Source organism: Nocardia goodfellowii (assembly GCF_017875645.1).
Lineage (GTDB): Bacteria > Actinomycetota > Actinomycetes > Mycobacteriales > Mycobacteriaceae > Nocardia > Nocardia goodfellowii.
Map to the genome: position 1 here is coordinate 4,104,431 of NZ_JAGGMR010000001.1, position 15,696 is coordinate 4,120,126.

Consider the following 15,696-nt stretch of genomic DNA (forward strand, 5'->3'; position numbering starts at 1 on the left):
GCGCGGAATCCGGAATCAGTGGGGCTGACCTGGGTCAGTCATGTTCATCGATGGGCGGGTCCGGTTGCCAGCGGGCGTCGACGATCAGGCCGAGGATGCCGATCGCGAAGCAGACGGCGGTGATGACGTACATCGCGGGATGGGTTCCGCCGGTGAGGGAATCGGCCAGGATGACGGTGCCGACGGTGCCGGGGAGGGAGCCCAGGACGGAGGCGATCAGGTACGGCCAGAAGCGGATCGCGGACAATCCGCAGCAGTAGTTGACGATCGAGAACGGGGCGATGGCGATCATGCGCAGGGATCCGACCGCGAGCCAGCCGCGGCGGGCCAGTCGCTGGTTGATATTGCGGACGGCGGGGTGGGTGAGCCGGGTGGCCACCTGGTCGCGATCCAGGGCGCGCACCAGCAGCAGCGCCATCGCGGCCGCTGCCGTCGTCGCTACCAGGGCTACGACGAGACCGAGCCCCGCGCCGAAGAGCACGCCACAGCTGACGGTGAAGACCGAGCGGGGCAGCGGGGCCACGGTGGCGACGGCGTAGATGGCGCAGAACAGCAGTGGGAACCACGGTCCGAACGAACCCGCCCACTCCTGGATCTCCAGCGGAGTGGGCAGCGGCACCAGCGATGCGGCCACGAAGAGCGCGGCGATCAGCGCGAGCAGGGCGATGATCCGCGGATTGCGTAACAACTGCATCGCGACCGTTCGCGCGGCGCGCTGGGGCTGGGGTACGTGCCCCCCGTCGGCCTGCTCGATCAGCTCGCTCACCGGGGCCAGGTTACCGGTTGGTAGTGGCGGCCATGGTCAATGGCGGTGCGAGCTCCAGCTAGCATCAGAAGTGACGGGACGAATGCTCGTTAACCAAAATGCTCGCTGAGCTGGGCGAATATGGCGGTATCGGGTGCGCACTGCAGGTGCGCTCGTGGTCGAGTGGAAGAGGGATGGCAGCTATGCCTAATGCAGATCCGGTGCCCGCGGGAACGGTAGCCGACGAAGTCGGCGGGGTGGATGAAACACTGCACGCCGCGTGGCGTAAGGGCGTGGCCGGGGTGCTGGCGAAGGCCCGCAGGGTCGAGGTCGCCGATTTGCCGGACGAGCCGGAAAAGCTGCTCGAAGAGACCACCTACGACGGGTTGACGATCGCCCCGCTGTACACCCGCCGGGACGAGTTGCCCGAGCAGCCACTGCCCGGTGCTTTCCCCTTCGTGCGCGGCGGCACCGCCACCCGCGACGTGCACCGTGGCTGGTACGTCAGCGCCTTCGTGGCGGGCGACGGGGCGTCGGCCAACCGAGAGATGCTGGCGGGCTTGGCGAACGGTCTCAGCGCGGTCTGGCTGGGCGCGGGGACGCGCGGCGTGCCGGTCCCGGAGTTGCCGACGGCGCTGTCCGGCTTGCTGTTCGAGCTCGCGCCCTTGACCTTGAGCGCCGGTAGCGAGGTAACAGCCGCCGCGGCAGCGGTTTTCGCGGCCCTCGACGGATACGAGACCGCTGATCGCGCCGCGATCCAGATCGCACTCGGTGCCGCGCCGCTGACCAGCCGCTTCGCCGGAATCGATGACGTAGAGCTCGCCGAGGCGGTGGAACTGGCCGGTAAGTCGATCGCCCGCGCGGAGACCGTGCGGACGATCACCGTGGACGGCACGGTGTTCCACGATGCCGGCGCCGCCGAAGCGCAGGAGCTGGGCGCGGCCGTTGCCGCCGGTCTGGAGTACCTGCGCAAGCTGACCGCTGCCGGATACGACACCGCGACCGCGCTGCGCCAGCTGGAGTTCCGCTTCGCCGCGACCGACGACCAGTTCGCCACCATCGCGAAATTCCGTGCTGCGCGCCAACTCTGGGCCCGAGTCGCCGAAGTGTGCGGACTGCCGGCCTTCGGCGGCGCACCACAGCACGCCGTGACCTCGGCCGCCATGATGAGCCAGCGTGACCCGTGGGTGAACCTGCTGCGCAGCACGCTCGCCGCGTTCGGCGCGGGCGTCGGTGGCGCCGACACCGTGACGGTGCTGCCGTTCGACTCCGCGCTGCCGCCGGGCGAACTCGGTGTCTCGAAGTCGTTCTCGGACCGCATGGCTCGCAACACCCAGCTGCTGCTGCTCGAGGAATCCCACCTCGGTTTCGTGCAGGACCCGGGCGCGGGCTCCTGGTACGTGGAAAGCCTCACCGCCGACCTCGCCGCCAAAGCCTGGGAGTTCATGCAGGAACTGGAAACCGCGGGCGGCTACCTGGCCGCACTGGACTCGGGTCTGCTCGCCGAGCGCATCGCCGCGACCAAGGCCGCGCGGGATGCCGATGTGGCGCACCGGAAGACGGCCGTCACCGGTGTCAACGAGTTCCCGAATCTGGGCGAGAAGCCGCTCTCCGCGGCGGCGCGTGAGCCGGGCCGGGTGGCCCGTTACGGCGCGGCGTTCGAGGAGTTGCGCAACCGCTCCGATGCCTACCTTGCCGAGCACGGTGTTCGACCGAAGGCGCTGCTGGTGCCGCTGGGCAGCGTTGCCGAGCACAACGTGCGGGTTACCTTCATCGCGAACCTGCTCGCCTCCGGCGGTATCGAATCGATCAATCCCGGTCCGCTGACGGTGGACGGAATCGCGGCGGCCGCAAAGGAATCGGGGGCGCCGATCGCGGTACTGTGCGGTGCGGACAAGCGCTACGGCGAAGAAGCGGGCGCGGCGGTGACGCAGTTGCGGGCCGCGGGGGTGGACACGGTGCTGCTGGCGGGTGCGGCGAAAGCCGTTGCCGCACTGGAGGAGTCCGAGCGTCCCGACGGATACCTGGCCGCGCGGATCGATGCGGTCGCGGCCCTGTCCGGCCTGCTGGAGAAGGTGGGAGCCTGATGACAATGTCGGAAATCAAGCACGTGATCGGCAATTTCGCCGAGGTGCCCCTGCACGAGCACGCGCCCGAGCCCGCCGCGGTGGACGCCGCACAGGTGCGGGAGTACGTCGCGGGTGCGGCCGAAGCTAATCACTACACCCCGGACCAGCTGTCCTGGTCTACCCCCGAGGGTATCGAGGTGCCGCCGGTCTTCACCAAGGCCGACCGGGATGCCGTTGCGGCCGAGGGTTATCCGCTCGACAGCGTGCCCGGTATCGCGCCGTTCCTGCGCGGGCCGTACCCCACGATGTACGTCAATCAGCCGTGGACCATCCGCCAATACGCGGGTTTCTCCACCGCCGCCGACTCCAACGCCTTCTATCGCCGTAATCTGCAAGCCGGGCAGAAGGGCCTGTCGGTCGCCTTCGACCTGGCCACGCACCGCGGTTACGACTCCGATCACCCGCGCGTGCAGGGTGACGTCGGTATGGCCGGTGTCGCCATCGACTCCATCCTGGACATGCGCCAGCTCTTCGATCACATTCCGCTGGACCAGGTTTCGGTGTCGATGACGATGAACGGCGCGGTGTTGCCGATCCTCGCGCTCTACGTCGTGGCCGCCGAGGAGCAGGGTGTCGCGCCCGAGCAGTTGGCCGGAACCATTCAGAACGACATTCTGAAAGAGTTCATGGTCCGCAACACCTACATCTACCCGCCGAAGCCGTCGATGCGGATCATCTCCGACATCTTCGCTTACACCAGCGCGAAGATGCCGAAGTTCAACTCCATCTCCATCTCCGGCTACCACATCCAGGAAGCCGGCGCGACCGCCGATCTGGAGCTGGCCTACACCCTCGCCGACGGCGTCGAGTACATCCGCGCCGGGATCGACGCGGGCATGGCGGTCGACAAGTTCGCGCCGCGGCTGTCGTTCTTCTGGGCGATCGGCATGAATTTCTTCATGGAGGTCGCCAAACTCCGGGCGGGACGACTGCTCTGGAGTGAACTGGTCGCGAAATTCGAGCCGAAGAGCGCGAAATCGCTGTCGCTGCGCACCCATTCGCAGACCTCGGGCTGGTCGCTGACCGCGCAGGACGCCTACAACAATGTGGCGCGCACCTGCATCGAGGCGATGGCCGCCACCCAGGGGCACACCCAGTCGCTGCACACCAACGCCCTGGACGAGGCGCTGGCGTTGCCCACGGACTTCTCCGCGCGGATCGCCCGCAACACCCAGCTGCTGATCCAGCAGGAGTCCAACACCACGCGGCCGATCGACCCGTGGGGCGGTTCCTACTACGTGGAATGGCTGACCCACCAGCTGGCCAACCGGGCCCGCGCGCACATCGCCGAGGTGGAGGCGCACGGCGGTATGGCCCAGGCCATCGGTGAGGGCATTCCGAAACTGCGGATCGAAGAGGCCGCGGCCCGGACCCAGGCGCGGATCGACACCGGGCAGCAGCCCGTCATCGGCGTGAACAAGTACCAGGTGGAGCAGGACCAGCAGGTCGAGGTCCTCAAGGTCGAGAACTCGCGGGTGCGGGCCGAGCAGATCGAGAAGCTCGAGCGCCTGCGCGCCGAACGGGATCCCGACGCGGTGCGCCGTGCGCTGGCCGAATTGACCCGTGCCGCGGCCTCTTCCGAAGGCGGCATGGCGAACAACCTGCTCGCCCTGGCCATCGACGCCGCGCGCGCCAAGGCCACCGTCGGCGAGATCTCCGACGCGCTGGAGCAGGTCTACGGCCGGCACCAGGCCGAAATCCGTACGCTCTCCGGTGTGTACCGCGACGAAGCCGGAAAGGTCAGCAACATCAGCAAGGCCATCGAACTGGTCGAGGAGTTCGCCGAAGCCGAGGGTCGCCGTCCGCGCATCCTGGTCGCCAAGATGGGCCAGGACGGGCACGACCGCGGCCAGAAGGTGATCGCCACCGCGTTCGCCGACCTCGGCATGGATGTCGATGTGGGCCCGCTGTTCCAGACCCCGGAGGAGGTGGCGCAGCAGGCGGCGGACAACGACGTGCACATCGTCGGTGTGTCCTCGCTCGCGGCCGGCCACCTCACGCTGGTGCCCGCCCTGCGGCAGGCACTGGCCGATTCCGGGCGGCCCGACATCATGGTCATCGTCGGCGGCGTGATTCCGCCCGACGATTTCGCCGAGCTCTACGAGGCCGGTGCGGCGGCGATCTTCCCGCCCGGCACGGTCATCGCGGACGCTGCGATCGACCTGCTGAAGAAGCTGGGCGCTTCGCTCGGGCACGAGATCGGTGGCGACGGCGCGTAATGCAGAAGCGCGTCATTGATGTAGACGCACTCGCCGAGGCGGTCCGCGACAACGAGCGGGCCGCCTTGGCGCGTGCCATCACCCTGGTCGAGTCGACCCGGGCCGACCACCGGCAGCAGGCGCAGCAGTTGCTGTTGAAACTGTCGCCGGCGTCCGCTTCCTCCGCGACCGCGGTGGTGTCGAATCGTGTTGGTATCACCGGTGTTCCGGGTGTCGGCAAGTCGACCTTCATCGACGCGCTCGGCATGCATCTGATCGGGAAGGGCCATCGGGTCGCCGTCCTCGCGGTCGACCCGTCCTCCACTCGCACCGGCGGCTCCATCCTCGGCGACAAGACCCGGATGGCGCGACTCTCGGTGGAGCGCAACGCCTATATCCGGCCCTCGCCGACCGCGGGGACCCTCGGCGGTGTCGCCAAGGCGACCCGCGAGACCATCGTGCTGCTCGAAGCCGCCGGCTACGACGTGATCCTGGTGGAGACCGTCGGTGTCGGCCAATCCGAGGTCACGGTCGCGAACATGGTCGACGTGTTCTGCTTCCTGACCCTGGCTCGCACCGGAGATCAGTTGCAGGGCATCAAGAAAGGCGTCCTGGAACTCGCCGATCTGGTCGCGGTCAACAAGGCCGACGGCAAGCACGAGATGGAAGCCAAGTCGGCTGCTCGCGAACTGTCCGGCGCACTGCGCCTGATCCATCCGCACGACGCGCTCTGGCGCCCACCGGTTCTCACCATGAGCGGCCTGGAAGGCGTTGGCCTGGACAAGTTCTGGGACACCGTCCTGGAACATCGCCGCGTCCTCACCGACGCCGGCGAGTTCGACGAGAAGCGCCGCCGCCAGCAGGTCGACTGGACCTGGACCATGGTGCACGACCAGCTGTTGCGCCGCCTCGCCGACAATCCCCACGTGAAAGCCATTCGCGCCCAAGTGGAAAAGCAGGTTCGAGAGGGCACGCTGACCGCTGCCTTGGCCGCCGAGCAACTGCTCGACGCCTTCGACAGCTGAACGCGGTCAGTTCCCGTACTGCGCGGTCTCCGGTCGTTCGATGAGCACGACGTGCGCCGGGCTGTCGGCGACTGGGCGATGCCGCACGCCCTTGGGGACGACGAACAGTTCACCGGCTCGCAGCACGGCGGCCGGCCGGCCTTCGAGTTCGATCCGGAACGAGCCGTCCCAGCACAGGAACAACTCGTCCTCGTCGTGGTGGTGCCACGGGAATTCACCGTCGAGCCGGGCTACCCGGACGACGGTGTCGTTCACGAGGGCGAGTTCCCGCTGCTGGAACGGGCCGGGCAGGGCCGCGATCGCATCGGGGACGGAGACGGTGGCTGTGGGGTTTTCGCTCATGCGAGCCATCTTCTGGGCGGCCGGTGCGTTAGCACAGAGCCAATCCGGCAGAATTGGTTTGGTTATGGAGCCAATTGACGTGCCGGAGCGGCTGGGCCGCTGGTCCTCGGGTCGCGGACCCCTGTATGTGCTGCTGGCGGCACGACTGCGGCAGCTGATCGACGACGGCGAACTGCCTCCGGGAACGTCGTTGCCGCCGGACCGGCAGTTCGCGGCGAACCTCGCGGTGGGTCGCAGCACCGTGGTGGCCGCCTACGATCTGCTGGAAGCCGAGGGGCGCATCGTACGGCGGCAGGGGAGCGGAACGCGCGTCGCGGGATCGTCGAATTCGGCGATACCGGACACCACGGGCGCGCCGATGTTCTTGCACTTGATCGAGCCCCGAGCCGAAGTGATCTCGCTGGCTTGCGCCGCGCCGGAGGCGCCGCCACCGGAGATCGCCGGGGCGTACGCTCGCATTGTTCCGAAGCTCGCCGCGATGACGGCCGAAATCGGTTACCACCCAGCGGGTTACGCGCCACTGCGCGCCGCCGTTGCCGAACGCTACACCCGGCTCGGTGCGCCGACTCGGCCGGAGCAGATCCTCGTGACCAACGGTGGACAGCAAGCGCTGACGCTGCTCGCTCGCGCCTACCTCCGTCCGGGTGACCGCGTCCTGCTCGAAACCCCCACGTATCCGGGGGCTTTGGAGGCATTCCAGGAGGCATCGGCGGTACTGCACCCCTTGCCGCTCGGCTTGGCCGGTTTCGAGTCGGCGGCCCGCACGCATCATCCGAAGCTCGCCTATGTGACTCCCACCTTCCAAAACCCTACGGGTGCCGTCCTTTCCGCACTGGTCCGGCGCAGGCTCGCCGAATCCGCCGAATCCGCCGGTGTCCCGCTGATCGTCGACGAAGTCCTGGCCGACCTCGCCTTCCCCGGCGAATCCATTCCATCGCCACTCGCCGCCGAGGTGGATTCCGTCATCACGATCAGTTCGCTGAGCAAGAACCTCTGGGGCGGCCTGCGTGTCGGTTGGGTCCGCGCCGGCCCGGCTCTGATCGCGCGCCTGGCTCGGCTGCGCGCGGTCGGCGACCTCGGCGGGAATCTGCCCGCCCAAATGGTCGCGACTCATCTCGTCGCCGACCTCGACACCCTGTGCCGCGAAAACGCCGCCGGCCGGAAAACCGCCCACGACACCCTGCTGGCGGCCCTGTCCGCTGATCTTCCCGACTGGCGGGTCACCCCGGTCCGCGGTGGCCAATCCCTCTGGTTCCGCCTCCCGCACGGCGACGGCGGTTCCTTCGCTCAAACGGCCCTCCGCCACAATGTCGCCATCCTCGCCGGTAGCGGCCTCGACATCACCGGCAACAGCAATGAGCACATTCGCATCCACTTCCGCCATCCCCCGAATGTCCTGCGCGAGGCCGTCTCCCGCCTCGCAACCGCCTGGCACGCCTACCGCCCACCGGCCCACCCCACCGCCACCGCACCGTCCTTCGCCATCTAGCGCCTGCGGCCACAGCCGACCACCGACATCGACTTAGAGAACGAGCACTTATATATGCGAGCAGATATCGAACGCGCTGCCCAGGGGTAGCGACGTGAATCTCCGTCCTGCTCCTGAGCTCAACTTGTTTGCGAACCCTCCCGGGACCCCCGTGCACAGTGTCGCCCGATCCGACCGGCGACTCGAGTCCACTCATGCCGATGCGCGTAGTTGAGCGTCCAGAGCGGTGGCGAGGTCGGTGGCGGTGTCCGGCTGTAGTGCGTTGGCGCGGAACAGGAGTCGGTACCAGAGCACGCCGAAGGCCTGTTCGACGGCGAGGTCGACGGCCGCGGTGGCGGGGACTTCCCCGCGCGTCCGGGCGCGCTCGATGAGCTCGGTGAGAGCGGTGCGCCGCTGTGTGAGAAAGCCGTCCAAGGCATCGGCGAGGCTTGGGTCGTCTTGTGCGGCGATGGCGGCGGTGAGCAGGGCGCGGCGGTTTCGTTCGGTGCCTGCCGCCTCGAAGGTCGCTCGCAGGAATTGTTCGAGATCTGTGCGCAAGCTGCCCGTGTCCGGCGACGGTACGGCGTGGTCGGCGCTGTGCACCAGCGCGTCGAGCAGGACGGCGTCCTTGGAGGACCACCAGCGGTAGATGGTCTGGCGACCCACTCCGGCGTGCGCGGCGAGCCGATCGATGGTGACGCCCGCGGTGCCGTGTTCGGCGAGCAGTTCGGTTGCGGCACTGAGGATCGCCGCCCGGGCCTGCTCATTGCGGCGGGAACCGGTGTGGGCGCGGCGTGTCGTCGGCATGAGTTTCAGTATAGCTTGACGAGACTGACAGTCTCGACAACACTCGACGTATGGCTTCCGCAACTAAAGCGTGGCGACTTCGGTTCGACCGCTTCTTCCATCGCAAACTCGCGAACCCGATCACCACCCGAATGTCCGATCAAATTCTGTTGGAGACTCTCGGCCGCAAATCCGGCAAGCTGCGCCAGACGCCGGTCGGCGGGAAGATCGAGGACAAGCACTTCTGGATGGTGTCCAATCACGGTGGACAGTCCGATTACGTGCGCAATATCGAGGCCAACCCGTCGGTCCGGGTCCGTGTCGGCGGCACCTGGCACAACGGCATCGCGCATCCGCTGCCCGAGGATGACGCTCTGGCCCGGCTGAAGACCTTGCCGCGGATGAACAGCGCGATGGTCCGCGCCCTCGGCACCCATCTGCTCACGATCCGCGTCGACCTCACGAACTGAAATCGCGGAGGTCAGTCCTGGGTCGAGTCGCGGCCGACGTCGAACATCTTGTGATAGACCGATTTCGCCTCGTCGACGACCGCATCGCTGACCGCCGCCACGGGCACGATGTCGGTCACCAATGGTTCGTGGTCGGGGCCGTAGCCGACGACGCGGCCGGTCAGCAGCCACGGGTAACGGCCGTCACCCTGTTCCGCGAGGTTGACGTATTTGCACAGTCGCCGGGCCACCCACTCCCGGGACGGGCGCGGCCACCAGGGTTCGGGCGCCACGGTGGTCACCGACCATCCGGGCAGGTCGACACCCGCCTCGAAGTCGCGGCTCCGCCCCGATTCCGCGTCACGTTGCGGCCCGTGCGAGACGCGCAGATAGATGGCCTCCCGGCCCGAGACGAAATCGGTGAGTTCGTCGAGACTTTCGATCGTCCGCATTGTTCTCCTCATTGAGACTCCATCGAAGGATCGGCACCTGTTGTCGGTCAGCGCTGCGTCCGGGTGCTACCGACCGGTGCTGAGATGAAACGATTGGCTTTCGCCTTGATGGTGTCGGGGGTGACCGCATTGAGCACACCCATCGCCTTCGTGACCAGCGAGGCGGCGAACACCTGCTGTTTGTCACTGAGCAACGCCTCGATGCCCTGGCGCGCCACCTCGGCCGGATCCTCCTTGGGTCCGCGCCCGACGCGGGTGCCGAGCATCTTGGCGCGGCGGAAGAAGTCGGTGTCGGTGGGGCCGGGCAGCAGTGAGGTCACCGTGATGCCGTTGTCACGCAGCTCCTCGCGCAATGCCTCGGCGAAGGAGTGGACAAAGGATTTGGAGGCGTTGTACACCGCCTGGTCCGGTCCCGGCATCGTCGCGGCGATGGACGCGGTGAACAGCAGTTTGCCTGTTTTGCGCTGCGCCATGTCGCGGGCGACGAGTTTGGCCAGATGCACGGTCGACCGGACATTCAGCGAGACGATATCGAGTTCGTCCGCGAGTTCGGTCTCGAGGAACCGTCCGCCGCGCCCGACACCGGCGTTCAGCGCGACGGCGTCGAGACCGCGGTTGTCCGCCGTCGCCGCTTCGTAGAGTTTCTCGACACCCTCGGCGGTGCGCAGGTCGGCCTGGACCGGGCGCACCACGCTCTCGCCGCGCCGCAGGGATTCGGCGGCACCCACGATGGCTTCGTCCTCCGCGGCGACGATGACGTCGTAGCCGCGCTCGACGAACTGTTTCGCCAGCTCGAACCCGATACCTCGCGACGCGCCGGTGACCAATGCAAGGGGATGTGTGGCAGTCATGCCATACGCCTACCCGCGACGAGCCATCTCATTCGAAGCATCCGGTCACGGCTCATCCCTGGATGCTGTGGTTTGCGACATTGTTGCGCGGCGGACTGTTTTCCCCTCGTGATGGCGGGTACCTGCCGGTTGACGAAAGGAGGCAGATCATGACCGACCCGAATTCCACCTATGACCCTCCGCAGGACACCGGCGCCCCGGACGCCGTGGAAACCGATCCGGCGGCATTGAGCAGCGCGGAAGACCTCGACGAGGATCGACTGCGCCAGGATCCGCAGGAAGGCGGCATCGAACCGCCCGAGCATTGGACCGGTGTCGACAAATACGGCATGACGCCGTGGGAGCAAGCCCACCCACAGCCGCTGGAGGAGCGCCTCGCCGAGGAGGAGCCCGACGTCATCGCCGACATCGAGCCCCGCGATCCGGATGTGGACGAGCCCGACCGACTGGATATCGACCCGGCCGCGACCGAACTCGCTACCTCCTCGTATGAGGAGGATCTCGGGATCTCCGCCGATGTGGCCGGAGGCTCTGTGTCGCAACAGATCCGGGAACCCGAACCGCCGGAGTGATCGGAACGCCGCACCGGAATCCGCGCGCACGCCGAGAGCGGGTCATCCGGTCATCCGGAGGGGTGAACGCCCCCATTAGGGTGACGGGGCGACTCTCGAGCGAGCGAAAGTGATGGTGTGTGACGGTGAACGGCTACCCGGGTGCGGGGACTCCGCCACGGCGGAATGACCGCAAAATCCTCATCCAGGTGCTGGTGGCGGTAGCGCTGGTGGCCGTGATCGCCGTGGTCGGCGCGGTGCTGGTGTTGCGCGAGCCCGCCAAGGCGGTAGAGGCGGTCGCCGAACAGGTCCAGCCCGGGGCGCCGCGCAATGTCGGCCCTGACGGTGCGGTGCGGGTGGGGGATTCCGACGCGAACGTGGTCGTGCGTCTCGTCGCGGATCTCCAGTGCCCGGCCTGCCAGGCGTTCGAGAAGTACAACGGTGCGGTGCTCGAGGATGTGGTGGCGAAGGGTGAGGCGGCCGTCGAATACAGCATCATCAGTTTCCTGGACCGCGCCTCCACCGACCAGTACTCCTCGCGTGCCGCGAACGCGTCCTACTGCGTCGCCGACACCGGTACCGGCAACTACCAGCAGTGGCTGGCCGCCATGTTCGAACAGCAGCCGCACGAGGGCGGCGCCGGCCTGCCCGACAGCACCCTGATCCAGATCGCCGAGACCGCCGGTTACACGGATCCGGCTGTCGCACAATGCATCACCGCACGCACCTACGACAGCTATCTGCGGCAGAAAACCCAGGACGTGTTCGCCACCGGCGTGAACTCCACCCCGACCGTGCTCGTCAACGGCACCCAGGTCCCCAACCGCCAACTGGGCACCGACAACGGCCTCGCCGCGGCCATCGCCGCCGCCCGCTGACACCCCGCCCCTTACCCCACAGCCGGATTCGGCCGAAATTGTCGGCCGATGGAACCTGTGCGGCCGCCCGTGCGTCTCTATGATCGAGCGGAACCAGCGGAAGGGGCGCAACGGTGGCGACAGCAAGCCCGTTCGGGGCATACATCGAGGACGCGAAGACGGGGGCGCTGGCGGTGCGCATGGAACCGCAGGTGTTCCTGGACATCGACAAGGCGTGTCAGAAGTTGATCGATGATCTGGCGATCATCCAGTACGACGCCCGTGCGCTCGGAGAGCGGCCGTATTGGGGCCTCGGCGAGGACAACCCCCGCCTCTGGTCCGCGATCGAACTCGTGAAACTGTTCCGGGAGAAGGCGTTCGGCGGGCCCAACAACGCCTACGACACGATCGGTGAGTACATCACCGTCGCGGGGGAACTTCAGACCTTGTTCAACACGATCCGCGAAACCTATGAGCGGACCGACGAAGATTTCGCCCGCCGGATTCGCGAGCTCCGCGTATGAGCGCCACCAGGGGCGTCCGCAGGCCCAGCCGGCACAACGGTGCCGCGATAGCCGCCCGGCTGGTGGGCGCCGCCGCGCTCGCTCTACTGGCCGCCTGCGGCAACGACAACGGCGCTACCCCCGCCACCAGCTCCACCAGCGCCCAGTCGACTTCCAGCGCGAAAACCACTGCGGCATCGACGAGTGCGCCCGGCACAACCAGTGCCTTCGATCCTTGCACGGCGTTGACAGCCGACTTCTTGGCCGAACACCAGTGGGACGCCCGGAAACCGGAGCCGCGCCAAACCAACGCCGGCGCTTCCACCGCCAAGGGCTGCGTCTACCTTGCGCGAGCGCGGTACACCTTCGGTGTCGAGACAACCACCACGACGCTGCCGCAGGTCCGCGAAAAATTCCCCACCGCAGCCGATCTCACCATCGGCGGCCGAAAGGCGTTGCGCTACGAAGCGCGCCCGGACGTCCCGGGCGGCTGCACGGTCAACCTAGAGATGAAGTCGGGCTCACTCTCCATCCTGGTCGACGACCCACGCGGCACCCACCCCCGCGGCCTCAGCCCCTGCGACAACGCCGAGGAGATCGCCGAGGCGGTGGCACCGCTGCTGCCGGCAGGAAGCTGAGCGCCCTGCCTGAGCACGCGGGGATCAGGCTGCTGCGACGGTGAATCTGGTTCGGGGATGGGCGGGTTTCTCCGCTTCGTCGAGTAGTGCGACGGCGAAGTCCTCCATGGAGATTGTCGAGCGCCCCGCGGTGTCGGTGAGGAGTTCGTCGCGGCCGAGGCGGTATGTGCCGGTGCGCGTGCCCGGGATCAGTTCGGCGGGTGGACTGAGATAGGTCCAGTCGGTGTGGGTGTCGGCGCGGACCAGGGTGAGTTGTTCGGCGCAGGCTTGTGCGATGGGGCGCAATTCGGTTGGAAAGTCCGGACTTTCGTGGAGAGTGCGGCCGTTCGGCACGGTGAGGGTCGCGGCGCCGCCGACGATGAGCAGGCGGACATCGGTATGGGCGAGTGCCTTCAGCATGGCGGCGGTCACGCCGACCAGATCGGATTCCGAGCCGACCGGAGGACGGGTTGCGGTGATGACGAGATCCTGTCCGGTGCTGAGCCGTTCGATATCGGCGGGTACGGACGCGTCGCCGACAGCGAGGTGCGCTCCGGCGGGTACCGCACCGGCTCGGGCGAGGTCGCGGACCACTGCGGTGACGTCGTGTCCGCGCGTCAAGGCCTCGGCCACGACTCGGCTGCCGACCTCGCCGGCTGCCCCGAATACCGTGATACGCACAATCTTTCCTTCCACTCATGGTTACTTAGCTCTAAGGAACATAGTTTAGGACTAAGGAAGTCCCGCTATGAGATAGCTCACCGCTGAGGTATTCGCTAGGCTGCGACAGTGACCGATCATGTCGACCGGGTGCTCGCCCAATGGCAGACCCAGCGTCCGGACCTCGACGTTTCGCCGATGGCGGTGCTGGGCCGGCTGAGCAGGCTGAGTCAGTTCGCCGGCGTCGAGTTGCGCAAAACCTTTGCCGCGCACGGCCTCGACGCCGCTTCCTTCGACGTCCTGGCGACGCTGCGCCGGAGCGATCCGCCGCACTGCCTCACCCCGACCGAGCTGATGCGCTCGGCGATGGTCACCTCGGGCGCGATCACCCAGCGCCTGGACCGCCTGGAGGAGCGCGGGCTGGTCACCAGGTCGCGCAGTGCGTCCGACGGCCGCGGCATCAAGGTGACGCTCACCGAAGCGGGCCGGGCGCTGGTCGACGCGGCGCTACCCGACCATGTCGCGACCGAGGAGCGTCTCCTGGCCGCGTTGACCCCGGCCCAGCGCGCCCGTCTGGCCGCCACTCTGCGCACCGTCCTCGAATCCCTCGGTGACACAGCGTGACCGCTTCGCCCTGAGCAGAACACCGGCCGCCGAACAACCGGGCGAACTACCGTGTGCCGCAACGAGAGGAGCCCGCATGACCGCAGTGACGTTCTCGATCCAGGGCAATCTGGCCGGGGTCGAGTCGTGGACGGAGTTCGCCCAGGCCTGTGAGCGCGACGGTTTCGACACCCTGTTGCTGCCGGATCACCCGGGCGCGTGTGCCGCCCCGTTCGTGACACTGGCCGCCGCGGCCGCGGTGACGCAACGAATTCGGTTGGGCACCAATGTGATCAACGGCGGCCTGTGGGAGCCACTGCCGCTGGCGGTGGAGGTGGCGACGCTGGATCTGCTGTCGGGCGGCCGGGTCGAGTTGGGGGTCGGTGCGGGGCACAACCCGTTCGAATGGTCCATGCGGGGAGCCGAACGTCCCTCGGCCTCGGCGCGGATCGCGCGGATGATCGAACTGACCGGCCTCACCCGTAGCTTGCTGGCGGGCGAGAAGATCTCCGCCGAAGGGGACTATTTCACGCTGCGAGAGGCCGAACTCGCCGTCCCGCGCCCAGTCCAACAGCGGATACCGCTGCGCGTCGGCGGCAACAACCCGCGCCTGCTGCGCTATGCCGCGGCCACGGCCGACATCATCGACTTCACCGGACTCGGCCGCACCCTCGCCGATGGCCGCAACCACGAAACCCGCTGGGGCGTCAGCCAAATAGACGATCAGGTGGACCTCGTCCGGCAAGCCGCAGCGGCCGCGGGACGCGCCCCGCACTTCGAGGTGCTGGTCCAGCATCTGGAGATCACCGACGACGCGGAAGCGGCCGCCGCCACCTTGGCCGCGGAGATCACCGGCGCCACCGCGCGGGATCTGCTCGACGCGCCGTACGTCCTGATCGGCACCCTGGACGAACTCCGGGCCGAGATCCTCCGGCATCAGAAGCGCTGGGGCTTCGACAACTTCGTCGTCCGGGGTGCGCATCGCGCGGCGGCGGCCGGGCTGCTGGCCGCGCTGCGGGGGTGAACTGACCGCCGTCCAATACCGTGATCAGGCCTGCTCACTGCCTATTGTGATCTCGAGTGCAGAACCAAGCGATAGCCCGGCTACCGGAACTTTCGGACTGGTCAGCCGCGTTGAAGCCGGTAAGACGCCATCGCGGCGATCACTAAGGAGTGCACCAATGGCCTTCCTCGGTACCCTGCTCGGTTTCGTGACCACCGTCTTCATCGTCCTGCTGATCGCCAGGATGGTGCTGGACTGGGTCATGATCCTGGCCGACCGGCCGACGTGGGCGGAGAAGCCCCGCCAACTGGTCACCACGCTGACCGAGCCCGTGCTCGCGCCGGTCCGCAAGGTGATCCCGCCGATCCGGTTCGGTGGGACGGGCATCGACCTCGCGTTCACCGTGGTGTTCATCGTCGCGCTCATCCTGCGCACGTTCTTCTACAGCTTGGGCTGA

18 protein-coding genes are annotated in these 15,696 nt (G+C 67.6%); 12 read left to right on the plus strand and 6 right to left on the minus strand.

The features are described from left to right. Positions 1 to 34: 34 nt before the first annotated feature. Positions 35 to 694 (minus strand): TVP38/TMEM64 family protein, encoded by a 660-nt coding sequence (locus tag BJ987_RS18810; protein WP_209898683.1) that lies wholly within the window; start codon positions 692 to 694, stop codon positions 35 to 37. Positions 695 to 948: 254 nt separating this feature from the next. Here BJ987_RS18810 and BJ987_RS18815 point away from each other — a divergent pair, with 254 nt between their 5' ends. The 3 genes from BJ987_RS18815 to meaB are packed head-to-tail and all read left to right on the plus strand — an operon-like array spanning position 949 to position 6,097. Further along, positions 949 to 2,832 carry a methylmalonyl-CoA mutase family protein gene (locus tag BJ987_RS18815; protein WP_209891667.1) on the plus strand — a complete coding sequence of 628 codons (1,884 nt, stop codon included), beginning with the start codon at positions 949 to 951 and terminating at the stop codon, positions 2,830 to 2,832. Next, complete coding sequence (gene scpA, locus BJ987_RS18820) at positions 2,832 to 5,093, plus strand: methylmalonyl-CoA mutase (protein WP_209891670.1); 2,262 nt, start codon at positions 2,832 to 2,834, stop codon at positions 5,091 to 5,093. Before BJ987_RS18815 ends, scpA begins: the two co-directional genes overlap by 1 nt. Beyond that, the gene (gene meaB / locus BJ987_RS18825; protein ID WP_209891673.1) at positions 5,093 to 6,097 is read left to right on the plus strand and encodes a methylmalonyl Co-A mutase-associated GTPase MeaB; all 1,005 of its coding nucleotides are present in this window, start codon (positions 5,093 to 5,095) and stop codon (positions 6,095 to 6,097) included. Before scpA ends, meaB begins: the two co-directional genes overlap by 1 nt. 6 nt (positions 6,098 to 6,103) lie before the next feature. Here meaB and BJ987_RS18830 read toward each other — a convergent pair whose 3' ends face one another. Beyond that, positions 6,104 to 6,439, minus strand: coding sequence for a cupin domain-containing protein (locus BJ987_RS18830; protein WP_245366032.1), 336 nt, complete (start codon positions 6,437 to 6,439; stop codon positions 6,104 to 6,106). A gap of 64 nt (positions 6,440 to 6,503) precedes the next feature. Here BJ987_RS18830 and BJ987_RS18835 point away from each other — a divergent pair, with 64 nt between their 5' ends. Further along, on the plus strand, positions 6,504 to 7,928 hold the full coding sequence (locus BJ987_RS18835) for an aminotransferase-like domain-containing protein (RefSeq protein ID WP_209891679.1): 1,425 nt from the start codon (positions 6,504 to 6,506) through the stop codon (positions 7,926 to 7,928). A gap of 192 nt (positions 7,929 to 8,120) precedes the next feature. Here BJ987_RS18835 and BJ987_RS18840 read toward each other — a convergent pair whose 3' ends face one another. Next, entirely contained in the window at positions 8,121 to 8,714 is a 594-nt protein-coding gene (locus tag BJ987_RS18840) for a TetR/AcrR family transcriptional regulator (RefSeq protein WP_209891682.1), read from the minus strand. Between the two features lie 50 nt (positions 8,715 to 8,764). Here BJ987_RS18840 and BJ987_RS18845 point away from each other — a divergent pair, with 50 nt between their 5' ends. Further along, positions 8,765 to 9,163: a nitroreductase/quinone reductase family protein gene (locus BJ987_RS18845; protein ID WP_209891685.1), complete on the plus strand. Its 399-nt coding sequence runs from the start codon at positions 8,765 to 8,767 to the stop codon at positions 9,161 to 9,163. Between the two features lie 11 nt (positions 9,164 to 9,174). On the opposite strand, the gene BJ987_RS18850 is transcribed toward BJ987_RS18845, so the two are convergent. After that, the gene (locus BJ987_RS18850) at positions 9,175 to 9,594 is read right to left on the minus strand and encodes a DUF6098 family protein (RefSeq protein ID WP_307869668.1); all 420 of its coding nucleotides are present in this window, start codon (positions 9,592 to 9,594) and stop codon (positions 9,175 to 9,177) included. Between the two features lie 47 nt (positions 9,595 to 9,641). Beyond that, the gene (locus BJ987_RS18855; protein ID WP_209891691.1) at positions 9,642 to 10,445 is read right to left on the minus strand and encodes an SDR family NAD(P)-dependent oxidoreductase; all 804 of its coding nucleotides are present in this window, start codon (positions 10,443 to 10,445) and stop codon (positions 9,642 to 9,644) included. A gap of 149 nt (positions 10,446 to 10,594) precedes the next feature. Between BJ987_RS18855 and BJ987_RS18860 the strand changes: the two genes are divergently transcribed. The 4 genes from BJ987_RS18860 (at position 10,595) to BJ987_RS18875 (ending at position 12,994) form a co-directional block, all read left to right on the plus strand. Continuing rightward, positions 10,595 to 11,017, plus strand: a complete 423-nt coding sequence (locus tag BJ987_RS18860; RefSeq protein WP_209891694.1) for a hypothetical protein — start codon at positions 10,595 to 10,597, stop codon at positions 11,015 to 11,017. A gap of 125 nt (positions 11,018 to 11,142) precedes the next feature. Continuing rightward, entirely contained in the window at positions 11,143 to 11,874 is a 732-nt protein-coding gene (locus tag BJ987_RS18865; RefSeq protein WP_307869669.1) for a DsbA family protein, read from the plus strand. Positions 11,875 to 11,987: 113 nt separating this feature from the next. After that, a complete protein-coding gene (locus tag BJ987_RS18870) occupies positions 11,988 to 12,377 on the plus strand; it encodes a hypothetical protein (protein ID WP_209891700.1) in 390 nt (129 codons plus the stop codon). Further along, complete coding sequence (locus tag BJ987_RS18875) at positions 12,374 to 12,994, plus strand: DUF3558 domain-containing protein (RefSeq protein ID WP_209891703.1); 621 nt, start codon at positions 12,374 to 12,376, stop codon at positions 12,992 to 12,994. The genes BJ987_RS18870 and BJ987_RS18875 overlap by 4 nt, the downstream gene beginning before the upstream one ends. A gap of 24 nt (positions 12,995 to 13,018) precedes the next feature. On the opposite strand, the gene BJ987_RS18880 is transcribed toward BJ987_RS18875, so the two are convergent. Next, positions 13,019 to 13,654 (minus strand): NAD(P)-dependent oxidoreductase, encoded by a 636-nt coding sequence (locus BJ987_RS18880; RefSeq protein WP_209891706.1) that lies wholly within the window; start codon positions 13,652 to 13,654, stop codon positions 13,019 to 13,021. Between the two features lie 108 nt (positions 13,655 to 13,762). On the opposite strand from BJ987_RS18880, the gene BJ987_RS18885 reads away from it, so the two are divergent. From BJ987_RS18885 to BJ987_RS18895, 3 genes are all read left to right on the plus strand, one after another. After that, positions 13,763 to 14,257, plus strand: a complete 495-nt coding sequence (locus BJ987_RS18885; RefSeq protein ID WP_307869670.1) for a MarR family winged helix-turn-helix transcriptional regulator — start codon at positions 13,763 to 13,765, stop codon at positions 14,255 to 14,257. Between the two features lie 76 nt (positions 14,258 to 14,333). Then, the gene (locus tag BJ987_RS18890) at positions 14,334 to 15,260 is read left to right on the plus strand and encodes a TIGR03621 family F420-dependent LLM class oxidoreductase (protein ID WP_209891709.1); all 927 of its coding nucleotides are present in this window, start codon (positions 14,334 to 14,336) and stop codon (positions 15,258 to 15,260) included. 157 nt (positions 15,261 to 15,417) lie between these two features. Further along, positions 15,418 to 15,696, plus strand: a complete 279-nt coding sequence (locus tag BJ987_RS18895) for a YggT family protein (protein ID WP_209891712.1) — start codon at positions 15,418 to 15,420, stop codon at positions 15,694 to 15,696.